General features: G+C 62.8%; 23 protein-coding genes. 18 read left to right on the top strand and 5 right to left on the bottom strand.

Translation table 11 applies throughout. The features are described from left to right. Nucleotides 1-114: 114 nt before the first annotated feature. Together FJ979_RS02535 and FJ979_RS02530 are read left to right on the top strand one after the other, a co-directional pair. Nucleotides 115-1,266 carry a gamma-butyrobetaine dioxygenase gene (locus FJ979_RS02535; protein WP_140495360.1) on the top strand — a complete coding sequence of 384 codons (1,152 nt, stop codon included), beginning with the start codon at nt 115-117 and terminating at the stop codon, nt 1,264-1,266. After that, on the top strand, nt 1,263-1,853 hold the full coding sequence (locus tag FJ979_RS02530; protein ID WP_140579978.1) for an HD domain-containing protein: 591 nt from the start codon (nt 1,263-1,265) through the stop codon (nt 1,851-1,853). Before FJ979_RS02535 ends, FJ979_RS02530 begins: the two co-directional genes overlap by 4 nt. Before the next feature lie 73 nt (nt 1,854-1,926). On the opposite strand, the gene FJ979_RS02525 is transcribed toward FJ979_RS02530, so the two are convergent. Further along, nucleotides 1,927-3,729 carry an NAD(P)/FAD-dependent oxidoreductase gene (locus tag FJ979_RS02525; RefSeq protein ID WP_140579977.1) on the bottom strand — a complete coding sequence of 601 codons (1,803 nt, stop codon included), beginning with the start codon at nt 3,727-3,729 and terminating at the stop codon, nt 1,927-1,929. A gap of 445 nt (nt 3,730-4,174) precedes the next feature. Between FJ979_RS02525 and FJ979_RS02520 the strand changes: the two genes are divergently transcribed. The 9 genes from FJ979_RS02520 (at nt 4,175) to FJ979_RS02480 (ending at nt 14,935) form a co-directional block, all read left to right on the top strand. Beyond that, a complete protein-coding gene (locus tag FJ979_RS02520; protein WP_140495366.1) occupies nt 4,175-5,956 on the top strand; it encodes an acetolactate synthase 3 large subunit in 1,782 nt (593 codons plus the stop codon). A gap of 82 nt (nt 5,957-6,038) precedes the next feature. Next, nucleotides 6,039-6,611 (top strand): acetolactate synthase small subunit, encoded by a 573-nt coding sequence (ilvN, locus tag FJ979_RS02515; protein WP_023676680.1) that lies wholly within the window; start codon nt 6,039-6,041, stop codon nt 6,609-6,611. Nucleotides 6,612-6,720: 109 nt separating this feature from the next. Then, a complete protein-coding gene (locus FJ979_RS02510) occupies nt 6,721-7,317 on the top strand; it encodes a LysE family translocator (RefSeq protein ID WP_140516483.1) in 597 nt (198 codons plus the stop codon). Between the two features lie 215 nt (nt 7,318-7,532). Beyond that, entirely contained in the window at nt 7,533-8,819 is a 1,287-nt protein-coding gene (locus FJ979_RS02505; RefSeq protein WP_140579976.1) for an efflux RND transporter periplasmic adaptor subunit, read from the top strand. Beyond that, nucleotides 8,816-11,977, top strand: coding sequence for an efflux RND transporter permease subunit (locus FJ979_RS02500; protein ID WP_140579975.1), 3,162 nt, complete (start codon nt 8,816-8,818; stop codon nt 11,975-11,977). Before FJ979_RS02505 ends, FJ979_RS02500 begins: the two co-directional genes overlap by 4 nt. A gap of 73 nt (nt 11,978-12,050) precedes the next feature. Beyond that, on the top strand, nt 12,051-12,674 hold the full coding sequence (gene nthA, locus FJ979_RS02495; protein WP_140559564.1) for a nitrile hydratase subunit alpha: 624 nt from the start codon (nt 12,051-12,053) through the stop codon (nt 12,672-12,674). After that, nucleotides 12,671-13,330: a nitrile hydratase subunit beta gene (gene nthB, locus FJ979_RS02490; protein ID WP_140579974.1), complete on the top strand. Its 660-nt coding sequence runs from the start codon at nt 12,671-12,673 to the stop codon at nt 13,328-13,330. Before nthA ends, nthB begins: the two co-directional genes overlap by 4 nt. Then, nucleotides 13,317-13,679, top strand: a complete 363-nt coding sequence (locus FJ979_RS02485) for a nitrile hydratase accessory protein (RefSeq protein WP_181167329.1) — start codon at nt 13,317-13,319, stop codon at nt 13,677-13,679. Before nthB ends, FJ979_RS02485 begins: the two co-directional genes overlap by 14 nt. A 128-nt stretch (nt 13,680-13,807) precedes the next feature. After that, complete coding sequence (locus tag FJ979_RS02480; protein ID WP_140516474.1) at nt 13,808-14,935, top strand: ATP-dependent RecD-like DNA helicase; 1,128 nt, start codon at nt 13,808-13,810, stop codon at nt 14,933-14,935. On the opposite strand, the gene FJ979_RS02475 is transcribed toward FJ979_RS02480, so the two are convergent. Next, a complete protein-coding gene (locus FJ979_RS02475; protein ID WP_140521265.1) occupies nt 14,928-15,329 on the bottom strand; it encodes an STAS/SEC14 domain-containing protein in 402 nt (133 codons plus the stop codon). The two genes, FJ979_RS02480 and FJ979_RS02475, sit on opposite strands and share 8 nt — an antisense overlap. 112 nt (nt 15,330-15,441) lie before the next feature. On the opposite strand from FJ979_RS02475, the gene FJ979_RS02470 reads away from it, so the two are divergent. From FJ979_RS02470 to FJ979_RS02460, 3 genes are all read left to right on the top strand, one after another. Continuing rightward, nucleotides 15,442-16,182 carry a pyridoxine 5'-phosphate synthase gene (locus FJ979_RS02470; protein ID WP_140516468.1) on the top strand — a complete coding sequence of 247 codons (741 nt, stop codon included), beginning with the start codon at nt 15,442-15,444 and terminating at the stop codon, nt 16,180-16,182. Nucleotides 16,183-16,285: 103 nt separating this feature from the next. Beyond that, nucleotides 16,286-18,205 (top strand): potassium transporter Kup, encoded by a 1,920-nt coding sequence (locus FJ979_RS02465; RefSeq protein WP_140495382.1) that lies wholly within the window; start codon nt 16,286-16,288, stop codon nt 18,203-18,205. Nucleotides 18,206-18,245: 40 nt separating this feature from the next. Beyond that, nucleotides 18,246-19,286, top strand: a complete 1,041-nt coding sequence (locus FJ979_RS02460) for an aldehyde reductase (RefSeq protein WP_140521164.1) — start codon at nt 18,246-18,248, stop codon at nt 19,284-19,286. A 39-nt stretch (nt 19,287-19,325) separates the two neighbouring features. On the opposite strand, the gene FJ979_RS02455 is transcribed toward FJ979_RS02460, so the two are convergent. Further along, entirely contained in the window at nt 19,326-20,219 is an 894-nt protein-coding gene (locus tag FJ979_RS02455; RefSeq protein WP_140495386.1) for an SDR family oxidoreductase, read from the bottom strand. A 134-nt stretch (nt 20,220-20,353) separates the two neighbouring features. Between FJ979_RS02455 and FJ979_RS02450 the strand changes: the two genes are divergently transcribed. Further along, a complete protein-coding gene (locus tag FJ979_RS02450) occupies nt 20,354-20,764 on the top strand; it encodes a helix-turn-helix domain-containing protein (protein ID WP_140495388.1) in 411 nt (136 codons plus the stop codon). Between the two features lie 79 nt (nt 20,765-20,843). Here the strand turns inward: FJ979_RS02450 and FJ979_RS02445 are convergent, their stop codons facing one another. Beyond that, complete coding sequence (locus tag FJ979_RS02445) at nt 20,844-21,581, bottom strand: glutathione S-transferase family protein (protein ID WP_140579973.1); 738 nt, start codon at nt 21,579-21,581, stop codon at nt 20,844-20,846. A gap of 100 nt (nt 21,582-21,681) precedes the next feature. Between FJ979_RS02445 and FJ979_RS02440 the strand changes: the two genes are divergently transcribed. The 3 genes from FJ979_RS02440 to ilvC all read left to right on the top strand — a co-directional run bounded on the left by FJ979_RS02440 (nt 21,682) and on the right by ilvC (nt 23,989). Continuing rightward, nucleotides 21,682-22,140, top strand: a complete 459-nt coding sequence (locus FJ979_RS02440) for a MarR family winged helix-turn-helix transcriptional regulator (protein WP_140516702.1) — start codon at nt 21,682-21,684, stop codon at nt 22,138-22,140. A gap of 150 nt (nt 22,141-22,290) precedes the next feature. Next, nucleotides 22,291-22,944 (top strand): TetR/AcrR family transcriptional regulator, encoded by a 654-nt coding sequence (locus FJ979_RS02435; protein ID WP_140516455.1) that lies wholly within the window; start codon nt 22,291-22,293, stop codon nt 22,942-22,944. Between the two features lie 25 nt (nt 22,945-22,969). Beyond that, a complete protein-coding gene (gene ilvC, locus FJ979_RS02430) occupies nt 22,970-23,989 on the top strand; it encodes a ketol-acid reductoisomerase (protein WP_140495398.1) in 1,020 nt (339 codons plus the stop codon). A gap of 69 nt (nt 23,990-24,058) precedes the next feature. On the opposite strand, the gene FJ979_RS02425 is transcribed toward ilvC, so the two are convergent. Next, nucleotides 24,059-24,628, bottom strand: coding sequence for a BA14K family protein (locus FJ979_RS02425; RefSeq protein ID WP_140495400.1), 570 nt, complete (start codon nt 24,626-24,628; stop codon nt 24,059-24,061). Between the last annotated feature and the right edge of the window lie 14 nt (nt 24,629-24,642).

The raw sequence follows: 24,642 nt of genomic DNA, 5'->3' as shown, positions 1-24,642 counted from the left end.
ATTTTGCAGCCATTGACCGAAAAATGATAATTTCAATTATACCTTTCGCTCGATCAACATGCAATCGAGGCCCCGCTGAGCGGACTGCGGGGCGCAATGGACAGGAACATCTCCATGTTGACCGATGCGCTGATAGGCGACGCAGGAAGAATGATCGAACTGGGCTGGAAGGACGGGACGCGCTGCCGGTTCCATGCCATGTGGCTTCGCGACAACGCACTCGACGACAAGACACGCAGCGCCGGCAACGGCCAGCGACTGATCACCATCCTCGATATTCCAGCCGAGACGCGGATCGGTGCCGCTTCGATCAAGGGCAATGCCGTGGAGATCAGATTCGTGCCCGAGAAGAAGACGGTCAGCTTTCCCGAGGCGTGGCTTCGAGCCAATGCCTATGATCGCGCCGAGGCCCGTCAGTCCGGATGGACCGCCGACGCGGTGCAGCGCTGGACAAGGGCGACGATGCAGAATTCGGTGCCGCGCGCCGGCTATCCGGCGGCAGGCCGCAGCCGCGGTGTACTGCGGGAATGGCTCTCGGCAGTGAGGACATATGGTTTTGCAGTGATGGACGGACTGCCGGCCGAACCAGGCGCTCTGTGCAAGGTCTCCGACCTGTTCGGCTACATCAGGGAGACCAATTACGGGCGCTGGTTCGAAGTGCGCGCCGAGGTCAATCCGAACAATCTGGCCTACACCAATCTCGGCCTCCAGGCGCATACCGACAACCCCTATCGGGATCCGGTGCCGACGCTGCAGATCCTGTCCTGTATCGAGAACACGGTGGAGGGTGGCGAGTCGAGCGTCGTCGACGGGTTCGCCGTGGCGGCCGCCTTGCAGGCCGAGAACCCCGAAGGCTTCCGACTCCTGAGTTCGCATCCGGCGCGTTTCGGATATGCCGGCTCGTCCGGCGTGCGGCTGCAGGCGAAGCGGCCTATGATCGAACTCGGGCCGGACGGCGAACTGATCTGCATCCGCTTCAACAACCGCTCGCTGGCGCCGACCGTCGACGTGCCTTTCGCCGAGATGGAGGCCTACTACGCCGCCTATCGCCGCTTTGCGGAGTTGATCGAGGATCCGGCCTTCGAAGTGACGTTCAAGCTCGAGCCGGGACAGGCCTTCATCGTCGACAACACCCGCGTCATGCATGCGCGCAAGGCGTTTTCGGGAACCGGGAAACGCTGGCTGCAGGGCTGTTATGCCGACAAGGACGGCCTGCTGTCGACGTTGGCGGCGATCGAGCACGGTTTCAAGGAGGCGGCGGAATGAACGCACATGATCTGAACGCCGGCAACATCGTCGAATTCATCGCCGATATCTTCGAGCGCCGGGGAGCCGAATCCTATCTCGGCGAGCCGGTGACGATGTCCGAGCATATGCTGCAGGGCGCCTGGCTCGCAGACCAGGATGGTGCGCCGGAAGAACTGGTGGCAGCAGCCCTGCTGCACGATATCGGCCACTACACCAGCGAGTTCGGTACCTATTCGCCCGATGACGTCGAGGACAAGCACCATGACGAGGCCGGCGGCGAGGTGCTGGCGCCGTTCTTCCCGCCGGTCATCGTCGAATGCGTCAGGCTGCATGTCTCGGCCAAGCGCTATCTCTGCGCCACCGACCCGACCTATTTCGACAAGCTGTCGCCGGCTTCGGTTCATACGCTGTCGTTGCAGGGCGGGCCGATGAGCCCGGACGAGGTGGCCGGGTTCCGCAAGAACCCGTTTCACGAAGAGGCGGTGCGCGTCCGCATCTGGGACGAGGGCGGCAAGGTCGCCGACATGAGGACGCGCACGTTTCGCGACTATGTGCCGTTGCTAGAACGCGTGGTGGCGCGGTTCGCGGCCGACCAGGCGGCGTAGCCGATCGCACCGATCAGGAAAGGGAGGCGCGGTCCAAAACCGCGCCTCCCTCGGTTTTTCGCCACGATCTGGCTTATCCCTTGTGGTGAACCTGCTGCAGCCCATAGACGGGCGTCGCAATGCCTTCCTGCCTGGCCTTCAACTGCAGCGACAGGAACTGCGAATAATGGCGCGACTGGTGCAGGTTACCGCCATGGAACCAGAGCGCCTCCTGCTGCGTCGGCTTCCACATGTTGCGCTGCTCACCTTCCCATGGGCCGGGATCCTTGGTGGTGTTCGAGCCGAGTCCCCAGCATTTGCCGACCTTGTCTGCAACCTCCTTTGAGATCAGCTCCGCCGCCCAGCCATTCATCGAGCCGTATCCGGTGGCATAGACGATGACGTCCGCCGGCAGTTCGGTGCCATCGCTGAGCAGGACGGAATGTTCTTTGATCTCGGCCACATCGACGCCGCTCTTGAGTTTGATGGCGCCATCGATGATCAGCTGCGAAGCGCCGATATCGATGTAGTAGCCGGAGCCACGCCTGAGATATTTCATGAACAGGCCGGAGCCGTCGTCGCCCCAGTCGAGCATGAAGCCGGCCTTTTCCAGGCCCTTGTAGAACGCCGCGTCGCGCTCCTTCATCTTCTCATAAAGCGGAATCTGGAACTCGTGCAGGATCTTGTAGGGCAGGGAGGCGAAGATGAGGTCGGCCTTGGCGGTGGTCATACCGTTCTGCACCGCCTGCTCCGAGTAGAGCGCGCCAAGCCCGATATCCATCAGCGTGTCGGATCTGACGATGTGGGTGGTCGATCGCTGCACCATGGTGACGTCGACGCCGGCTTCCCACAGTGCCGCGCAAATGTCGTGCGCGGAATTGTTGGAGCCGATGACGACAACCTTCTTGCCGGCATATTGGTCAGGGCCGGGGTGCTTGGAGGAGTGGTGCTGATCGCCCTTGAAATTCTCCATGCCCTTGAACTTCGGCAGATTGGGACGGCCGGACATGCCGGTGGCCAGCACCAGCTGCTTCGGCTTCAGCGTGATGTCCTTGCCGTCGCGGTGGACGACAACCGTCCATTCCTTCTTCTCCTCGTCGTAGGAAGCGCTCTTGGCCTCGGTTGAGGACCAGTAATTCAGCTCCATCACCTTGGTGTACATTTCCAGCCAGTCGCCGATCTTGTCCTTGGGCGAGAAAACCGGCCAGTTCCGGGGAAAATCGATGTAGGGCAAATGGTCATACCAGACCGGATCGTGCAGGCAGAGCGACTTGTAGCGCTTGCGCCAGCTGTCGCCGGCACGTTCATTCTTCTCGATGATGATCGCCGGCACGCCGAGCTGGCGGAGCCGCGCGCCAAGCGCGATGCCGCCCTGGCCGCCGCCGATGATGACCGTATAGGGCTGCGTCTTGAAGCCAAGCTCGGCCGCTTCCTTCTCGCGCTCTTCCTTCCAGGTCGGGCGGTTCCTGCCGGAGCCGTGCTTGGCGCCCATGGGCCGGGCGAAGCCGGCCGGCTCTTCATAGCCTTTCAGCTCGACCATCGTGGTCAGCAGCGTCCAGATCTTGCCGTCCTTCAACCTGATATGGCCGAAGCCGCGCGCCACATCCGTCTCGAAGCTGATCCAGCCGTCGATCACCCCGTTCGCCTCGGTCGCGTCCTCGCCCCTGGCGATGGCGAAATGTGATGGCTTCGTCTTCGACAGCTGGCTTTCCAGCATGTCACGCACCTGATCGCGGCCTTCCATGGTCTTGATATTCCAGGTGAAGGTGACGAGGTCGCGCCAATAACAATCTTCCTGGAAGCATTCGACCGCCTTGTCGACGTCGCCGGCGGCAAGGGCCGCGCCAAATCGTTCGAGAAGGTCGGAAAGCTTCCTGTTCGGGGCCTTGTCGAGCATCAGTTTCCTCCGCGTTTTTGTTGATCGGCCTCGTTGCGAGCTGCCTTTGCCGAGCTTGGGGTCCGGCCTCGGGCAGTATCGCGGCAAACCATGGGCCGCGTCACGTCGCCAAATAGTTCGCTTTGTTTTCAAGGGTTTGACCAGCGACCCGACGTCGAGCCGGGTCTAAATGACGGCGTGCGCGTGCTTCGTGCCATGCACCGGGCAAGCCGGCATGAAAGCGGAATCGACCCCATTGACGAACGGCTGCTTTCACCCTTATGGTTCGCCACCATGAAAAAGGCACTCATTCTCGTAGGAAGGCGCGTGGGCAAGGCGGTGTAACCGCCGGGCGAAAACCTCCCATGCGCAACACACAGGCTCCCTCGGGGGCCTTTTTTATTGCCTGAAACACGACTAAACGACCAGCAAATCGCCAGATGGCGGACAGTACGGGACCAAACCGATGAGCAACGGACAGAGCGAGCGGCGCGAAATGACTGGCGCCGAAATGGTGGTGCAGGCGCTGAAGGACAATGGCGTCAAGCATGTCTTCGGTTATCCGGGCGGCGCGGTTCTCCCGATCTATGACGAGATCTTCCAGCAGGACGACGTCGAGCACATCCTGGTGAGGCACGAGCAGGGCGCCGGCCACGCGGCCGAGGGCTATGCGCGCTCGACCGGCAGGGCAGGCGTCATGCTGGTGACATCGGGTCCGGGCGCGACCAACGCGGTGACGCCTTTGCAGGACGCGCTGATGGATTCGATCCCGCTGGTGTGCCTGACCGGGCAGGTGCCGACCTCGCTGATCGGTTCGGACGCTTTCCAGGAGTGCGACACGGTCGGCATCACGCGCCCCTGCACCAAGCACAATTGGCTGGTGAAGGACGTCAACGAGCTTGCCGCAACCATTCATGAGGCCTTCCATGTCGCCACCACCGGCCGTCCCGGTCCTGTCGTGGTCGACATCCCGAAGGACGTGCAGTTCGCCAAGGGTTTTTATGTTTCTCCTCAAACCGCGCCGCGCACCAGCTATCAGCCGAAGGTGCAGGGCGACCTGGAGAAGGTCAAGGCGGCGGTCGAACTGCTGGCCGGTGCCAGGAAGCCGATCATCTACAGCGGCGGCGGCGTCATCAACTCCGGTCCGGAAGCGAGCCATCTGCTGCGCGAACTGGTCGACCTCACCGGTTTCCCGATCACCTCGACGCTGATGGGGCTCGGCGCCTATCCGGCATCGGGCAAGAACTGGCTCGGCATGCTCGGCATGCACGGCACCTACGAAGCCAACATGGCCATGCATGACTGCGACGTGATGATCTGCATCGGTGCGCGCTTCGACGACCGCATCACCGGCCGGCTCAACGCGTTCTCGCCGAACTCGAAGAAGATCCATATCGACATCGATCCGTCCTCGATCAACAAGAACGTCCACACCGACGTGCCCATTATCGGCGATGTCGGCCGGGTTCTGGAGGATCTCGTGCGGCTGTGGCGTGCAACCGCCAAGGCCGACAAGAAGGCGCTCTATCCCTGGTGGGAGCAGATCGCCAAATGGCGTGCGCGCGATTCGCTCGCCTACAAGATGAACAACGACGTGATCATGCCGCAATATGCCATCCAGCGGCTCTATGCCCTGACAAAGGACATGGACACCTACATCACGACGGAGGTCGGCCAGCACCAGATGTGGGCGGCGCAGCATTACCATTTCGAGAAGCCGAACCGCTGGATGACGTCCGGGGGGCTCGGCACGATGGGTTACGGCCTGCCGGCGGCACTCGGCGTGCAGATCGCGCATCCGAACGCGCTGGTCGTCGATATCGCCGGCGACGCTTCGGTGCAGATGACGATGCAAGAGATGAGTGCCGCGGTGCAGTTCGACGCGCCGATCAAAATCTTCATTCTCAACAACCAGTATATGGGCATGGTGCGGCAGTGGCAGCAGCTGCTGCACGGCAACCGGCTGTCGCATTCCTACACCGAAGCCATGCCTGATTTCGTCAAGCTGGCCGAAGCCTATGGCGGCCACGGTATCCGCTGCGACAAGCCGGACGAGCTGGACGATGCCATCAAGGAGATGATCTCGGTCAGGAAGCCGGTGCTGTTCGACTGCCGCGTGGCGACGCTCGCCAACTGCTTCCCGATGATCCCGTCGGGCAAGGCGCACAATGAGATGCTCTTGCCGGACGAGGCGACGGACGAGGCGGTGGCCAACGCCATCGACGCCAAGGGCAGGGAACTGGTTTAGCAGCGGACAGAGGCAGGGCTGTCGCGAGAAGCCGTGCGTAAACAGAGATTAGATCCAAGAGTTTGAAGTCGAGATTCACATCATGAACGCACAGCTACAACCGACCGGCTCCGCCTATTTCATCGCCAAGGAAACGGAAAAGCCCGAGAACCACACGCTTTCAGTGCTGGTCGACAACGAGCCGGGCGTGCTTGCCCGGGTCATCGGCCTATTTTCCGGGCGCGGCTACAACATCGAGAGCCTGACAGTCTCGGAAACCGAGCATGAGAAACATCTGTCGCGCATCACCATCGTGACGCGCGGCACGCCGCATGTGCTGGAGCAGATCAAGCACCAGCTCGAGCGCATCGTGCCGGTCCACCGCGTCGTCGACCTCACCGTGCGCTCGCAGGAGTTCGGCCAGGAGCGGCCGCTGGAGCGGGAACTGGCGCTGGTCAAGGTCGCCGGCACCGGCGAGGCCCGCGTCGAGGCGCTGCGCCTGGCGGATGCCTTCCGCGCCAGCGTCATCGACGCCAACACCGAGCATTTCATCTTCGAGATCACCGGCAAGGGCTCCAAGCTCGACCAGTTCATCGCCATCATGAAGCCGCTCGGCCTGGTAGAGATCTGCCGCACCGGCGTGGCGGCGATGAACCGTGGCCCGCAGGGGATGTAGCACCGGTAAGTTTCTCCACAGCGTGACGACGGGATCGGCCACCGGCCGAGGGTGGCATTTGTGCGGTCGTTGGAAGAGACAATAATACTGGCTTATCTGGGAGGATATCATGTCGCTCGACGCATTCCTCGCCTTGCTTGTCTACGCCTTCGTGACCTCGATCACGCCCGGGCCTAACAATCTGATGCTGCTCGCCTCAGGTGTGAATTTCGGCCTGGTGAGGAGCGTGCCGCATATGTTCGGCATCAGCATCGGGTTTCTTGTCTTGCTGCTGGCGGTCGGCCTTGGTCTTGGCGCCGTGCTGACGGCGTTCCCGGCGCTGCACACCGCGCTCAAGATCGCCGGCGCCGCCTATCTGCTCTACCTTGCCTGGAAAATCGCCATGTCACGCTCGCTCAGCGGCAAAGGCGAGACGAAGGCGCGGCCGATGCGTTTCATCGAGGCGGCGGCGTTCCAGTGGGTCAATGCCAAGGCCTGGGTGATGGCGATCACCGCCATGGCCGTCTACTCCAATCCGGAGCATCCGTTCCTGTCGGTGGCGCTGATCTCGGTGGCCTTCACCATCGTCAACCTGCCGAGCGTTTCAGTGTGGGCGGGATTCGGCACGGCGCTGCGCGGTTTCCTGTCCGATCCAGTGCGGCTGAAATGGTTCAACATCGCCATGGGCGTGTTGCTGGCCGCGACGCTTTGGCCGATGCTGCGGTGAGTTGTCCAGGGTCGCGATCCGCCTTTTGCACGCGATCATGGTGGCCAGCCCATCCATTGTGCAGTGCACATTAAATCTTCGTAATGCCGTGTTTTGGCCCTTTTCCGCCAAAGCCCTGTCCTATCTATTCAGCGAAATCGCGGCAGGGCGTCGTGATTTGAGCTAGAATACGACCACCTGGCTATGGCGTGTCGGACGGAGAGGGTCTTTTGTCGATGCGTGGAAAAGTCATTCTTTCATTGCTTGCGGTCGCCTGCGCAGGCGCGGCCTGGCTCTATCTGTCTCCCGACACGCTGAGCAGGGCCCGGCAGATCATCGGTGCAAAGCAGGTCGCGTCGGACAAGCCGACGCCGGATAGGCAGGATCCGCAGGCAGGGGCCAAGCAGGCGGCCGGCGGCACTGGCGCCCGTTCGGCCTCGATCATCTCGGCCACGGCAACGACGGCCGATTTCCCGGTCCGGCGCTACGCCATCGGCTTCGTCTCCTCTCCCGCCGTGGTCAGCATCAACGCGCGCGTGTCCAGCCAGATCGTGTCGATCGACGTCAAGGACGGGCAGATGGTGAAAACCGGCGATCTCCTGTTTTCGCTGGATGACCGTGCCTTGAAGGCGCAGCTCGCCAAGGATCAGGCGACGCTCGCCAAGGATCAGGCGCTGCTTGCCAGTTCGAATTCCGATCTTCAGCGCGCCAAGGATCTTGTCGCCAAGCAGGCCGGTACGCAGCAGACCTACGACCAGGCCGTTGCCGCGCAGAAGGCGGCGGCAGCGACTGTCGATGCCGACAAGGCGACAATCGATGCAGACAATGTCCAGCTTGGCTTTGCCAGGATCACCGCGCCGATTTCCGGCAGGCTTGGCGCGGTCAACGTTGCCGTGGGCGATCTCGTGACCACGAGCAATGGCAGCAGCAGCACCTCGACCCCGCTCGTCACCATCACCCAGATGGATCCGCTGCAGGTGAACTTCAACCTGCCCGAAAGCAATCTTGCGCTGCTGCACAAGGCACTGGCAAAGCCACAGCAAGGGGCAGTGACCCTGACCCAGGACGGCGACCCGACACCCATTGGCAAGGGCACGCTCGATTTCGTCGATTCCAGCGTCGATACCGCTTCCGGCACCATCGCAACGCGAGCCAGCATACCCAACACCGATCTGTCGCTGTGGCCGGGCCAATATGTGAATGTCGTGCTCGACGCCGGCATCATGCCGCAGATGACGTCCGTCCCCACGGTCGCGGTGCAGCCCAGCCAGAAGGGGCCGTTCGTCTATGTGGTCAAGCCTGACAACACAGTCGAAATGCGGCCGGTGCAAGTGGCGCTGACCGTGGGTCAGAGCGCCGCCATCAGCGATGGCCTGAAAAGCGGCGAGAAGGTTGTTATCGAAGGCCAGACGCGACTGAAGAACGGGGCTGCCGTGCACGAAGGCAAGGCATCCGCCGGATCCGGCGACCAGGCAGCACCCAAGATCGCGCAAGCGGACAAGGCCGGCGAGGCGGCCCAATGATCTCCGAGTTCTGCATTCGCAGGCCTGTCGCCACCCTCCTGATGTCGTTCGCCCTCGTTCTGGGCGGGCTGTTCGCCTACAAGTTCCTCCCGGTGGCGGCGCTGCCCAGTGCCGAATTCCCTGTCGTCAACGTCTCGGCTCAGCTACCCGGAGCCTCGCCGGAAACGATGGCAACGTCGGTGGCGACGCCGCTGATCAAGCAATTCGCCACCATTGCCGGAATCGATTCGATCTCGACCACCAACTCGCTCGGCCAGACCTCGATCGCCATCCAGTTCGTGCTCAACCGCGACATCGATGCCGCGGCCGCGGACGTGCAGGCAGCGATCGCGCGCACGCAAAGATCGCTGCCGCCGCAGATGACCTCGCCGCCGAGCTACCGCAAGGTCAATCCGGCCGACGCGCCGATCCTTTTGATGTCGCTGGTCAGCGATACGGTTCCGCTGACCGATCTCGATGCTTTCGCCGAAAACGTCATCTCGCCGTCGCTGTCGACCATCGACGGCGTGGCGCAGGTCTCCATCTTCGGCCAGCAGAAATATGCGGTGCGCATCCAGATCGACCCGACCGCGCTTGCCGCGCGCGGCATTTCGATCGACCAGCTGCAGGCGGCGATCGCATCCGCCAACTCCAACACCCCGCTGGGCGTTCTGAAGAACAACAAACAGCAGTTGACGATCACGGCCAATACGCAGCTGACCGACGCCGCCGGATTCTCCAACCTCATCATCGCCACCAAGAACGGTCATCCGGTGCGGCTGGGCGAGGTGACGCGCGTCGTTGATTCGGTGCAGACCACGACGACTGCGAGCTGGTATGACGGCACGCGCGCGATCATCATGGCGGTGCAGCGCCAGCCCGACGCCAACACTGTCGACGTCGTCGACAAGGTCAAGGCGATGCTGCCGTCCTTCCAGGACCAGATGCCGGCCGCCGCCCAGATCAAGCTGCTCAACGATCGTTCGACCTCGATCCGCCAGGCCGTGGACGACGTGCAGTTCACGCTGCTGTTGACCATCGCACTGGTGGTCATGGTGATCTTCGTGTTCCTGCGCCGCGTTACGGCGACCATCATTCCGGCCGTGGCGGTGCCGATCTCGTTGATCGCCACGCTCGGCGCGATGTTCCTGTTCGGCTTTTCCATCGACAACATTTCGCTGATGGGCCTGACGCTCGCGGTCGGCCTCGTCGTCGACGACGCTATCGTGATGCTGGAAAACATCTTCCGTCACATGGAGGAGGACGGATTGTCGGCTTTCGATGCGTCGCTGAAGGGCGCGCGCGAAATCGGCTTCACCATCATCTCGATTTCGATCTCGCTGGTGGCCGTGTTCATCCCGGTGCTTCTGATGGGCGGCGTCATCGGGCGCATCTTCAACGAGTTCGCCGTCGTGGTGACGGTCGCCATCCTGGCGTCGATGTTCGTGTCGCTGACGCTGACGCCGATGCTGTGCTCGCGGCTGCTGTCGGTGACCAAGGCCGACCGCGAGGCGCATGGCGATGGCCACAGGCGCGATTTCATCACCCGCGGCTACGACCGGATCCTGAGCTTCTGTCTGCGGCACACTTTCCTGGTGTTCCTGGTCTTCATAGGCACCGCGGCGGCGTCGGTGTGGCTGATCGAGGTCTCGCCGAAGGGCTTTTTCCCGCAGGAGGATATCGGCCAGATATCGGTGACGACCATCGCGCGCCAGGACATCTCGTTCGACGCCATGGCAAAGCTGCAGGGGCAGGTGGCCAGCGTCTTCTCGCATTCGCCCTATGTCGACCATGTTGCGTGGTCGGCGGGCAGCGGCAACAATGCGCTCAACCAGGGGCAGCTTTTCGTCCAGCTCAAGGGCAAGGACCAGCGGCCCAATATCGAGAAGGTGCTTGCCGATCTGCGCAAGCAATTGGCCGGCGTCGCAGGCATCGAGACCTACATGCAGCCTGTGCAGAATCTGAGGCTGGGTTCGCGCTCGTCTGCCAGCGCCTACCAGCTCGTGGTTCAGGGCCTCGACACCGGCCAGACAGACATCTGGGCGCAGAAACTGAATGACGCGATGACGGCCGATCATGCGACCTTCACCGACGTCACCAGCGATTTGCAGAACAATGCGCTGCAGGCGACGCTGGTGGTGGATCGCGACAAGGCGGCCCAGCTCGGCATCGACACCGACACGCTGCGCTCGGCGCTTTATGGCGGGTTCGGCACCGACCAGGTTTCGACGATCTTCGGCTCCGCCGACAGCTACGAAGTCATCACCGAGCTCGATCCCAAGATCGAGTGGTCGCCGGAGCGGATGCTGGCCATCCAGATGAGGACGGCGAGCGGCTCCCTGGTTCCGCTTGGCGCCTTCGCCCGGGTCGATCGCACGGCCGGCGCCTTGACGGTCAACCAGCTCGGCCAGCTTCCGGCCGTGACGATCTCCTATAATCTGCCGCAAGGCGTGGCGCTCGGCGACAGCGTGAGCCGCATCGACGCGCTCAAGGAGCAGATCGGCATGCCGGAGACGATCTCGACCAGCTTTGCCGGCACAGCCAAGACCTTCCAGGATTCGCTCGCCAACCAGGGCCTGCTGATCGGCGGCGCGATCCTGACCATCTATATCGTGCTTGGCATTCTCTATGAGAGCTTCATCCATCCGCTCACGATCCTCACAGGCTTGCCATCGGCTGTGCTGGGAGCGGTTGTCGCCTTGCGCTTCGCCGGCATGGACCTGTCCGTCATCGCGGTGATCGGCATCCTGATGCTGATCGGCATCGTCAAGAAGAACGGCATCATGATGGTCGACGTCGCGCTCGAATTGCGACGAGAAGGAATGTCGGCCACCGAGTCCATCCACAAGGCCTGCCTGATGCGGTTCCGGCCGATCATGATGACGACGCTGGCCGCCTTGATGGGCACGTTCCCGATCGCGCTCGGCACGGGCGCCAGCGCGGAGCTGCGCCAGCCGCTGGGCGTCGCCGTTGTCGGCGGTCTGCTCGCCTCGCAGGCGCTGACGCTGTTCGTCACACCGGTAATCTATGTCTACATGGAAAATTTCTCGGGCTGGCTGGTCGGGCTGATGCCGAAGCGCAAGCCCGAATTGCATCTGGTCGAAGCGGGGGATCAGCCTTCGCTGTTCGACGATGATGACGAAATCCGAGGCGAGCCGCAAAAGACGGCCGCGGAGTAGTGTATCCGCGTCGCGCCCACTGGCCCAAGTCGTCATGCTTGCGGCCGGCGGATCCCAGCCGTAGTTTATGACCATGTCCCACGATCATGACCACGACAACGAACTCGATCCGTTTGCCGCCCGCGTGCGCGCGCTGGAAACCATTCTCACCCGCAAGGGATTGATCGATCCGGCCGCGATCGATGTCATCGTCGATACCTACGAGACTAAGATCGGTCCCCGCAACGGCGCGAGGGTGGTGGCCAAGGCCTGGAGCGATCCCGCTTTTGCCGACTGGCTGAAGCGCGATGCTACGGCGGCGATCGGATCGCTGGGCTATACCGGCCGGCAAGGCGAGCACATGCAGGCGGTGTTCAACACCGAAGAGACTCACAATCTCGTCGTCTGCACGCTGTGCTCCTGCTATCCGTGGTCGGTGCTCGGCCTGCCGCCGGTCTGGTACAAGGCGCCGCCCTATCGCTCGCGCGCGGTCATCGATCCGCGCGGCGTGCTTGAGGAATTCGGGCTGACGCTGCCGGCCTCGACAAAGATACGCGTCTGGGATTCGACCGCGGAGTTACGCTATCTCGTCGTCCCGATGCGGCCTCAAGGAACCGAAGGCTGGAGTGAGGAGCGCTTGTCCGAATTGGTAAGCCGCGATGCGATGATCGGCACTGTGCTAGCCCAAAAACCGGAAAAAACGGGGGATCCGGCATGAACGGCCCGCAGGATGTCGGCGGACAGATGGGATTCGGGCCGGTGGCGCCGGAACGGGACGAGCCGTATTTCCATGCCGACTGGGAGCGGCGGGCGCTCGGCGTGACGCTCACCGCCGGCGCCATGGGCGCCTGGAATATCGATGAGAGCCGGCATGCGCGGGAATCGCTGCATCCGGCCGACTATTATGCCTCCAGCTACTACCAGATCTGGATCAAGGCGCTGGAAACCCTGCTCAAGCGCCATGGTTTCGTCAGCGAGCGTGATCTCAAGGCAGGCGAGGCGATCGATGCGGCGGCGACGCCCAAAAGAGTGCTGAAGGCCGATGACGTTCCGGCCGTGCTGGCCAAGGGCGCTCCGTGCAACCGGCCGGTCGAAACGGCGCCGCGGTTCAGGGCCGGCGACCGCGTGCGGACCAGGAATTTCAATCCGACCGGCCACACCAGGCTGCCGCGCTACGCGCGTGGCAAGCATGGGAGGATCGAAGCGGTGCGCGACGGCTTTGTATTCCCGGACACCAACGCGCATGGGCAGGGCGAGAACCCGCAATGGGTCTATACGGTGGTTTTCGACGGAGCCGAGATCTGGGGCGACGGGGCCGATCCGACGCTGACCGTGTCCATCGATGCCTGGGAGAACTATCTTGAACCGGCCTGAGGCGAACGGGCCTGCCGGTCTGCCCGCCGGCCTCGATGCGCCCGTCTTCGCCGAGCCCTGGCAGGCCGAAGCCTTCGCGATGACGGTGGCGCTGCACGACAAGGGCCTGTTTTCGTGGAGCGAGTGGGCGCAGGCACTGTCGGCCGAAGTGAAGAAACCCGGCGCGGGGGCTGACGGCCATGACTATTACGAACATTGGTTGGCGGCGCTGGAAGCGCTGCTGGCGTCGAAAGGATTGGCCGCCAAGCCCGATGTCGATGCAATGGCACGGGCCTGGGAGCGCGCCGCGCATGCCACGCCGCACGGCAAGCCGATCCTGCTGGAGAACGATCCGCACGCCGTCGGGTGATCGTGCGGACACGCCGCCCGTTCCCTTTACGTTCCCGTCCTCGCCTGATAACCTTGTTTGCCGCCGGCTGCCTCGATGGCGGTGGCCGCCATCTTGTCTTTCCCTTGCGAATCCGGTCACACGATCAGATGGAATTTTCACCCCAACAGGACGAGGCGCTGCAGGCGGTCGCGCGCTGGCTCAAGGCCGGCAAGCCGCAATTGTTCCGGCTGTTCGGCTATGCCGGCACCGGCAAGACGACGCTGGCGCGCTATTTCGCCGAACATGTCGACGGCCAGGTGCAGTTCGCCGCCTTCACCGGCAAGGCGGCGCAGGTGCTGCGCTCCAAGGGCGCGGTCAATGCCCGCACCATCCATTCGCTGATCTACAGGCCCAAGGGGGAGGAATCGGTCGAAGACGAGGTGACTGGCAAGACGTCGATGTCGCCGACTTTTTCGCTCAACCGGCAGAGCCCGATCTCGCGTGCGAAACTGGTCATCATCGACGAATGCTCGATGGTCGACGAGCAGCTTGGCCGTGACCTCTTGAGCTTTGGCACGCCGATCCTGGTGCTGGGCGATCCCGGCCAGTTGCCGCCGATCTCGGGCGGTGGCTTCTTCACCGACCACGAGCCGGATTTCCTGCTCACCGAAATCCACCGGCAGGCGCGCGACAATCCGATCCTGCGGCTGGCGCTCGACGTGCGCGAGGGGCGCGAATTCATGCGCGGCGACTACGGCACGGCGCAGGTGATCGGCAAGGAAGACGTCAACCAGGACCTAGTGCTGAGGGCGGACCAGGTGCTGGTCGGCACCAACCGCACGCGCCGCCGCTACAACCAGCGCCTGCGCGAGCTCAAGGGGTTCAATGCCGACTATCCGCAGGCCGGCGACAAGCTGGTGTGCCTGCGCAACGACCCGGCCAAGGGCCTGCTCAACGGTTCGCTGTGGAAGGTGATGACCTCGTCGCGCGAGACGGTGAAACCTGGCATCAACCTCCTGGTGTCGCCCGAAGAGGATGATCCGGACCGCGGTGTCGCCAAGATCAAGCTGCTCAAGGCGGCGTTCGAGGATCCCGACGCCGATATCCCGTGGCAGCAGAAGAAGCGGTTCGATGATTTCGACTATGGCTATGCGCTGACCGTGCACAAGGCGCAGGGGTCGCAGTGGAACGAGATCGTGCTGTTCGACGAAAGCTGGGCGTTCAAGGAAACGCGCCAGCGCTGGCTTTACACCGCGATCACCCGGGCGGCCGAACGGTTGACGATCGTCAGGTAGCGGAGCCCAGTTGCCTGGCGCCGAGCCATTGCCAGGCATCGGCCTCGTCTTTGAAATGCCTGAGTTCGACCGGCGGCGGGGTAGGGAGGAAGTCTCGCGCCTGCGCCGTCCAGTCCGGCTCGCCGATCGCGGCACAACGGCCGATATGCTCTGCGGCCTGGACCGCGCCCTGTCGCAGCGTCTCGTCCGATATGTCGCTCCAGTCGACGCCGTCATGATCGATCACGCGCACCAGCACATCGATTCGCGGGTGAAGCGCGTAAGCCGCTTCGAGCAGGCCGAACAGGTTTTCCGCGTCGGCCGCCGAGACATGGCCGACGATATCGATGGCGAAGAGATCCTCACGGTCCGTATCGATGCGCCGGATTGCCGGCACGGCTTCGAGGAAATTCAAGGGATCGTATCCTTTCACAAACGTCATGCGATCTTCTGGAACACCGGAAACCCCCTATCTGTTCCAGTCAAAGGCGGTATAGATGCGCCGAAATCGAGCAGGATCCGAAGCCATGCCCGCAAAGCTTTCCGTCAATCTCAACGCCATCGCCATGCTGCGCAACCGGCGCGACCTGCCGTGGCCCGATGTGATCAGGCTTGGCCGCATCGCGCTTGCGGCGGGAGCGCATGGGCTGACGGTGCATCCTCGCCCGGACGAGCGCCATACCCGCCGTTCAGACCTGCCTGAGATCAGGGCCTTGATCGACGATGAGTTCCCGCGGGCCGAATTCAACATCGAGGGCCATCCGACCGAGGATTTCCTGGCTCTCGTGGAAAAGCATCAACCGGAACAGGTGACCCTGGTGCCTGACGATCCCTCCCAGGCAACCTCGGACCATGGCTGGAACTTCATCGCCGATGCAGCGTTCCTGACACCGATCGTGAGACGCCTGAAGAAGGGCGGTTTCCGGGTCTCGTTGTTCTCCGATGCGGATCCTGCCGGCATAAACGCCGCGCGCGATACCGGCGCCGACCGTATCGAGCTTTACACGGGACCTTATGGCAGTTGCCATGCCGATTCCGCCAAGGCGGCCAAGGAGCTGGAAAGACTGGGAAAAACCGCCGATGCGGCCTTTGTCGCGGGCCTTGAGGTCAATGCCGGGCACGATCTGACGGTGAGCAACCTGCCGGCCCTGGCGCGACGCGTTCCGGCATTGGCCGAAGTGTCGATCGGACATGGGTTGACAGCCGACGCGTTGGAGTATGGCATGGCCGGCACGGTGGGCCGATTTCTCAGGGCTTGCGGGTGGTAATGGTGGCAGCCTCGCGTGCAAAGCATGGCAGCCATAACGCGACGGTACTTGATATTGCATCGCAGCAAGCGTAGAGCACCGCCCGCTTATCGGAGTGTCGTTCATGGCCCTTGCCAACACTGGTAGTGAGGCAGAAACCGTCGAACAATCGAGCCATCCTGAGATCGAGCAGCACAGCACCAAGGTGTTGATGCTCGGCGCGCTCGGCGTTGTTTACGGCGATATCGGCACCAGCCCGATCTACGCGTTCCGCGAGGCGCTGGTGGCGTCGTCGGGCGGCGAAGTGGCCGACCGTGGCGACATTCTTGGCGTTCTCTCGCTGATCATCTGGTCACTGACGATCATCGTCACCATCAAATACATCATGTTCGTGCTGCGCGCCAACAACCGCGGCGAAGGCGGCGTGCTGTCGTTGATGGCATTGGCGCGCGGCAGTTTCCCGAAGCGCTCGGCGATCATCCTGGGCATCGGTATCGTCGGCGCCTCGCTGTTCTTCGGCGACGCCGTCATAACCCCGGCAATTTCGGTGCTCTCGGCGGTCGAGGGCATGAATGTCGTCACGCCGACCTTCCAGCCTTATGTCGTGCCGCTGACACTGGTCATCCTGGCGGTTCTGTTTTCGGTGCAGCGCTTCGGCACCGGCGGCGTGGCGCTGATCTTCGGCCCGATCACCGCGGTCTGGTTCCTGGCTATCGGCCTGTCCGGCCTCAACCATATCATCGCCGATCCGGAAATCCTGTGGGCGATCAGCCCGCACTATATCGTCGCCTTCCTGATCAATTCGCCCGATGTCGCCTTCGTCACCATCGGCGCCATCTTCCTTGCGGTCACCGGCGCCGAAGCGCTTTATGCCGATCTCGGCCATTTCGGCCGCAAGCCGATCGTGCTCGCCTGGCTGGCGATCGTGTTCCCTTGCCTGCTGCTCAACTATGCCGGCCAGGGCGCCTTCGTGCTGGCCAAGAACGGCGTGGTCGGACATCCCTTCTTCGAAATGAACGAAGGCTGGACGCTGATCCCGATGGTGGTGCTGGCGACCGCCGCGACGGTCATCGCCAGCCAGGCGGTGATTTCAGGCGCATTCTCGCTGACCAGGCAGGCGGTGCAGCTCAACATGCTGCCACGGCTGGAAATCCTGCACACGTCGGAAAAACAGTCCGGCCAGATCTACATGCCGCGCGTCAACCTGTTGCTGGCGCTGGTGGTGATGATGCTGGTGGTGGGCTTCGGCGAATCCAGCAGGCTGGCTTCGGCATACGGCATCTCGGTGACCGGCAACATGCTGGTGACCACCGTGCTGCTGTTTGTCGTCATGACCCGCATCTGGAAATGGCGGCTGTGGGTGGCTGTCGCGATGACAGCCTTGTTCGGTTTCATCGATGTCGGGTTCTTTGCTTCCAACATCGTCAAGGTGTTCGAAGGCGGCTGGGCCTCGCTGGCGGTGGCCTTCACCATCGTTCTGGCGATGTGGACCTGGGTGCGCGGCAGCCGTTATCTCTTCGACAAGACCCGCCGCAACGAGATCCCGCTCGATTTCCTGGCCGGCAATCTGTTGAAGAAAAAGCCGCAACTGGTATCCGGCACCGCGGTGTTCCTGACCAGCGATCCGCTCAGCGCGCCGACCGCGCTGATGCACAGCCTGAAGCACTACAAGGTGCTGCACGAGCAGAATGTGATCCTCTCGGTGGTGACCGCGCCGCAGCCGGTGGTGCCCGACAGCGACCGGGTCAAGATGGAGACGGTCAACGAGCTGTTCATGCGGGTGACGCTGACCTTCGGCTATATGGAGCAGCCCAACATCCCGCGCGCGCTGGCGATCTGCCGCAAGCAAGGCTGGAAGTTCGACATCATGACGACCTCCTTCTTCCTGTCCCGGCGCTCGCTGAAAGCCTCGCCCAATTCCGGCATGCCGGTGTGGCAAGACCGGCTGTTCATCGGGCTGGCGCGCACGGCGGCCGACGCCACTGAATATTTCCAGATACCGACCGGCCGTGTGGTAGAGATCGGCACGCAGGTGGCGATCTGACGGTCTCGATCGCCTTGGGCTGACGCTTCGGGGGACGGGCATGAGCGGCGAATTGGTGCTTGTCACCGGCGGATCTGGCTTTCTCGGCGCTCACTGTATCCTTGAATTGCTGAAGGCTGGCTACCGCGTGCGCACGACTGTGCGCTCGGCCAGGCGGCAAGCCGATGTCCTGGCCATGCTCAAGGCAGGTGGCGTCGAGCCGGATGACAGGCTCTCCTTTACAATCGCCGATCTCATGAGCGATGCCGGCTGGCCGCTAGCCGCTGCGGGCTGCGACTATGTCCTGCATGTCGCCTCGCCGTTCCCGCCCGGCGTGCCCAAGCATGATGACGAGCTGATCATTCCGGCCCGTGAAGGCGCGTTGCGGGTGCTGCGGGCGGCACGAGATGCCGGTGTCAGACGCGTCGTGCTGACGTCCTCCTTCGCGGCTGTCGGCTACGGCAAGATGCCGCCCGACGGCCGTCCGTTCACCGAGGAGAGCTGGACCGATCCGATGGGAAGGGTCAGCGCCTATGTGAAGTCGAAGACGCTCGCCGAGCGCGCGGCCTGGGATTTTATCGCCGCCGAGGCGGGCGGGTTGGAGCTTGCTGCCGTCAACCCCGTCGGCATCTTCGGGCCTGTGCTTGGCCCGGACCATTCGACCTCCACCGAATTTGTCCAACGCATGATGAATGGCGCCATGCCGGGGCTGCCGCGCCTGTCCTTCGGCGTCGTCGATGCACGCGACGTGGCGGACCTGCATATCCGCGCCATGACCGATCCAGCTGCCAACGGCGAGCGCTTCTTGGCGGTGGCCGGCGATTTCATGACCGTGCGGGAAATCGCGCAAACCTTGAGAAAGCGGCTCGGTAACGCGGCGAAGCGCGTTTCGACCAGAGAGCTTCCCGATTGGCTGGTGCGCATGGTGGGACTGTTCAATCCGGAAGTCGCGCAGCTCGTGCCTGAGCTGGGCAAGGTCAAGAATGCCACCAATGCCAAGGCGGTTCGCATGCTCGGCTGGAAGTCGCGTTCGCGCGAAGACGCGCTGGCTGCGACCGGAGAGAGCCTTATTCGGCACGGCCTGATCAAAACATCGAAGTAGGGGCGGAAAGTCGAGAACAGACTTCCCGCCGCGTGGATTTCAACCTGCCAGGGCAGCCTTGTTCGCCTCGAGGAATTGTCTCAACGTCCTTGGCGTCCTGCCGGAAAGCATCTCGATCGCGTCCGTCACCATGGCGATGCGGCCGGCACGCGTGTTGACGTCGAAGGAAACGATGACGCCGGCAAAATCCTCGGGAACGCCTGATGCCTTTACCCCTTCGGTCAGGACATCATCCGAAACCTGCACGACATCGAGCGGCTTGCCGGTGACTTCGCTGACAAGGGCGGCGATCTCTGCCGTCGTGTACGCTTGCGGGCCAGTCAGCGTGTAGGTTTTGTTGTCGGTCGAGCCGGAAGCGAGACCGGCGGCGATCGCCGCTGCCATGTCGTCGCGCGCGCCATGGGCGATGCGGCCTTCGCCGGCGGACGTGTACCAGTGCCCCGAGGCGATCGCGTGCGGCAGCGCCATGAACAGGTTCTCCTGGTACCAGCCGTTGCGGAAGATCGTGTAGGGGATGCCGCTCGCCTTGATTGCCTGCTCGGTGCTGTAGTGGTCACCGGCAAACAGGACCGGCGACACCGGTTCCGGGTTGGGCATCGAGGTATAGAGCAGGTGCGAGACGCCGGCGTTTTTGGCCGCCGCGACGGCATTCTCGTGCTGCTTCAGGCGCTTGCCGCTTTTGAGATCGAGATCGCCGGTCGAAATGATCAGCGCCTTGTCGGCGCCCTTGAATGCGGTTTCCAGCGAAATGGCGTCGTTGAAGTCTGCGGCCCTGACAACGACGCCGCGCACCGCCAAATCTGCCAGGCTTTCGGGATTGCGCGTGATAGCGATGATCTTTGCAGGCGGAGTTTTATGCGCGTCCAGGAGATAGCGGATGACGCCGCGGCCAAGCTGGCCGGAGGCGCCGGTGACGAGAAGGGTTTCGGTCATCGGAGATCCTGATTTGTGCCGAAGCGGCGGGTGCTCTAGTGGTCTCAGAAAGAGACCAGCACTAAAATAGGAATTGACCTGTCGCCGTAAAGAAGGCAGTTTTTCGGGAGGTAGGCACACCCAGGGAACCAGCGATGGACGGCAAGGTCACCAATCTGAAATCGAAGCTGGAGACCTACAAAGCGATGAGCGGGGGCGGTAATTTTGCCGATTGTCCGGTTCGCAATGTCATCCAGGGCGTCAGCGGCAAATGGAGATCGCTGCTGGTGATGGCGCTGGCTGAAAGGCCGTATCGTTTCGGCGAGTTGCGGCGGCTGGTGCCTGACATTTCGCAGCGCATGCTGACCCAGACACTGCACGATTTGCAACGCGACGGTTATGTGCATCGTGAAGTGTTCCCGACCAAACCACCGAGCGTTGAATACAGCCTGACCGATCTCGGGCGCTCGATGTTCGGCGCCTTTCATCAACTGATCCTATGGGCCGAACTCAACCATGATGCGGTGCGCGAAGCGCGTGCGGATTTTGATGCCGCCCAGGCATAAGCCGCGTGGTGGCGCCGCGACGCCGCGCATTCGCCGCAGTTCCTGGCCTCGATGGTGGCCGGCACGGTGGTCGATCCGTTCAGCCGAACTGGGCTGGCGGAAGCGCGCTGGCCGGATCGTTCTTGCGAATGACCGTCGAAAGATACGATCCCTTCGCCCGCAGGAAGGCATGCAGGCGCAGTGGATAGTCCTGCGCCACGGCATGCTTGACGGACGGGCGTCCACTCAATGCCTGGCGCCAGGCCTGGACGAGCGGTTTGCCGTCCAGAATGCCGAAATCGCCGATCCGGTCGAAGGTATCGATGTAGCGGAAGACAGGGCCGTAGACTGCGTCGACGAGCGAAAAGCGCCCGCCTTCGAACCATGGTCCAGTCCGGCCGGCTTCGCCCGCCAATTCGGTCTCCACACGATCGAACATTTCCGACAGCGTCCGAGACTCGGCAAGGAATCCTGCCTCGGTCGACGCCGAATAGAACCGGCCGACGGCGTTGAGGATGGCTGAGCCATACTCGATCCAGGCACGATGCCGGGCACGGGCATAGGGGTCGGCCGGGTGGAGAGGATTGGCCTCAGTTTCTTCGAGGAATTCGAGGATGACAGCGGATTCGAAGATCACCGTCTCATCGTTCCCCCGCTGCACGCGCAGCAGCGGCACCTTGCCGAGCGGCGAGACCGCCTTGAACCAGTCAGGCTTGTTGGCGAGGTCGATGTCGACGCGCTCGAACGGCACGCCTTTCTCGGTCAGCGAGATCGCCGCACGCTGGACATAGGGGCAAAGGGGATGGCTGACGAGAATGAGGGTGTTGGCATGCTTCATCGGATTTGCCTCTCAATATCGATGCATTCGCATCTATCTAGATGCAAATGCATTGGTCGTCAAGCTTGATGCAATTGCATCTATCTCTTATGATGCCGTCATGATCGAGACAGCCATGCCATCGCCGGAGGCCATCAAGACCTGGGCACGCCTGATGCGGGTATCACGCCAGCTGGTGGAACGTGCCGAAGACGCGCTGAAGGAAGGCGGCCTGCCGCCGCTTGCCTGGTATGACGTGCTGCACGAACTCGCTGAGGCGGGCGAGGGCGGCTTGCGGCCGTTCCAGCTGATCGAACGAACCCTGTTCGCGCAGTATAATATTTCGCGGCTGCTGGCCCGACTTGAAGCCGATGGGTTTGTCGAGAAGCTGCCGGTGGCTGATGACGGCCGCGGCCAAACCGTCCGCATCACGGCCAAGGGACGAGAGACGCGCCGCCGTATGTGGGCCGTCTATGGCAGGTCGATCGCGGAGCTGGTTGGCGACAAGCTTTCGCCGCAAGAACTGAACACGGTATCGGCCTTGCTCGGGCGGTTGCGCGATCCGCCAGCCGGCGACTGAACATACGCGTTGCGCGGCTGCGGGGACACGGGAAAGACATTTCGTCATTTTGGCCTTGCGCCGATCTTCGGATTGCGCAATATGCCGAACCGTAACGTACGGTACTGAGCTCGGGCGATCTACGGCTCTACCATCAAACGGGAACAGAGCGTGTTGCAGGCAAATGCCGATATCGACAACGGCGAAGCGCTGACGGAGCGTCAGAAGGCGGTCCTGGATGCAGCGCTCCGCCTGCTGGTCGAAGAGGGCGACAATCTGACCATGACCGCAGTGGCGCGGCGGGCGAGCTGCTCCAAGGAAACGCTCTACAAATGGTTCGGCGACCGCGACGGACTGCTGACGGCGACGGTGCAATGGCAGGCCTCGAAGGTGCGGGTGACGGCGGTCGACGGCAGGGGGCTCGACCTTGCGTCGTTGGCCGCGAGCCTGGAGCGATTTGCTTCCGACTGGCTGAAGGTCATTTCCAGCGACACTTCGATCGCACTCAACCGGGTGGCGGTCGGCCATGCCGGTTCGGGCAAGGATGATCTTGGCGCGGTGGTGCTGGAGAACGGGCGCTTTGCCCTCGCCAAGCGCCTGAAGCCGGTGCTGGAGGCCGGCCGCCAGGCCGGGCTGCTCGATTTCTCGGACGCCGAGACGGCGTTCCGTACGTTTTTCGGGCTGGTCGCCCGCGACGTGCAGATCCGTCTCTTGCTTGGCGACCGGCTGGAATTGACTGAGGCGGCGATCGGCGGTGATGCCGTCCGCGCGACGCAGCAGTTTCTCGCTCTTTTCGGAGCAAAAACCGGGCCGCAAGGCCTCTGATCTTCAAACGGGAAGGAAGACAAAAATGCGCGTCTATTACGATCGTGATGCCGATCTCAACCTGATCAAGGGCAAGAAGGTCGCCATCATCGGCTATGGCAGCCAGGGCCGGGCGCATGCGCTCAACCTCAAGGATTCCGGCGCCAAGGAGATCGCCATCGGCCTCAAGGCCGGATCGGCGACCGCCAAGAAGGTCGAGGCCGACGGGCTCAAGGTGATGAGCGTGGCCGACGCCGCCAAATGGGCCGACCTGATGATGATGGCGACGCCCGACGAATTGCAGGCCGACATCTACAAAAACGAGATCGCGCCGAACATCCGCGACGGCGCGGCAATCGCCTTCGCGCATGGCCTCAACGTGCATTTCGGCCTGATCGAGCCGAAGTCGACGGTCGACGTCGTCATGATCGCGCCGAAGGGGCCCGGCCATACGGTGCGCGGCGAATACCAGAAGGGCGGCGGCGTGCCGTGCCTGGTCGCCGTCAACCAGGATGCTTCGGGCAACGCACTCGACCTCGCGCTCTCCTACGCCTGCGGCGTCGGCGGCGGCCGTTCGGGTATCATCGAGACCAATTTCCGCGAGGAATGCGAGACCGATCTGTTCGGCGAGCAGGTCGTGCTGTGCGGCGGCCTGGTGGAGTTGATCCGCGCCGGGTTCGAGACGCTGGTGGAAGCCGGCTATGCGCCCGAAATGGCCTATTTCGAGTGCCTGCACGAGGTCAAGCTGATCGTCGACCTGATCTATGAAGGCGGCATCGCCAACATGAATTACTCGATCTCGAACACCGCCGAATGGGGCGAATATGTCTCGGGGCCGCGCATCATCACCGCAGAGACAAAGGCCGAGATGAAGCGGGTGCTGAAGGATATCCAGACCGGCAAGTTCACCTCGGAGTGGATGCAGGAATACCGTGCCGGCCTGTCGCGTTTCAAGGGCATCCGCCGCAACAACGACAGCCATCAGATCGAGGAAGTCGGCGCCAAGCTGCGCGCGATGATGCCGTGGATCTCCAAGAACAAGCTGGTCGACAAGGCGAAGAACTGAGCGATCCACGCTCCAAAAGAAACGGCGCCGCGCGGCGCCGTTTTTTATTGCAGGATTGTGCGGCCTGGCTCAGCGATAGGGCGAGTAGCACTGCTGGCGTGGGCCGTTATAGGGCTGGAAGGTGTTGTCGTAAGCGCGATACGAGCGGTATCTGTTGTAGCACCACCGGACATGGGCGCTCGACAGCCGGCCGGCGCGATAGTAGCGGCGCGGCGGTGCATCGTAGTAATTGTAGTTGTTGTACATGCTGCCGAGGCCGAGCCCCAAGCCAAGCCCCAGGATCGCGGCGCCGGCGCTGTCATCATAGTAGCGGCCGCGATAATGGTGGCGGCGCCAACGCCAATCATCGCCGCCGTTCCAGTGACGACCGCTCCAGTGACGGCCGCCCCAATCGCCGCGATTCCAATTGCCGTGGTTCCACCCGCCCGACCGGCGCCATCTCCAGTCGTTGTTGAAGCTCCGGTTGTTGCCGCCGGCCCAGCTGTCACGCACAGGCGTGACCGTCGGCGCCGCGGTGCTGGCTGGGATCGACAGCTCCGGCTGAAGGATTGGTCCGGCAGCGGATGGTGCCGTGATGCCGGAGAAGATACCGAGCGCTATCAGCCCGGATTTGACTGTGGAAGAAAAGAGCGCGTTCATTGCACTTCTCCAAG

The organism is Mesorhizobium sp. B1-1-6 (assembly GCF_006443035.1).
Classification (GTDB): Bacteria; Pseudomonadota; Alphaproteobacteria; order Rhizobiales; family Rhizobiaceae; genus Mesorhizobium.
This window is presented reverse-complemented; position numbering and strand designations above follow the sequence as displayed.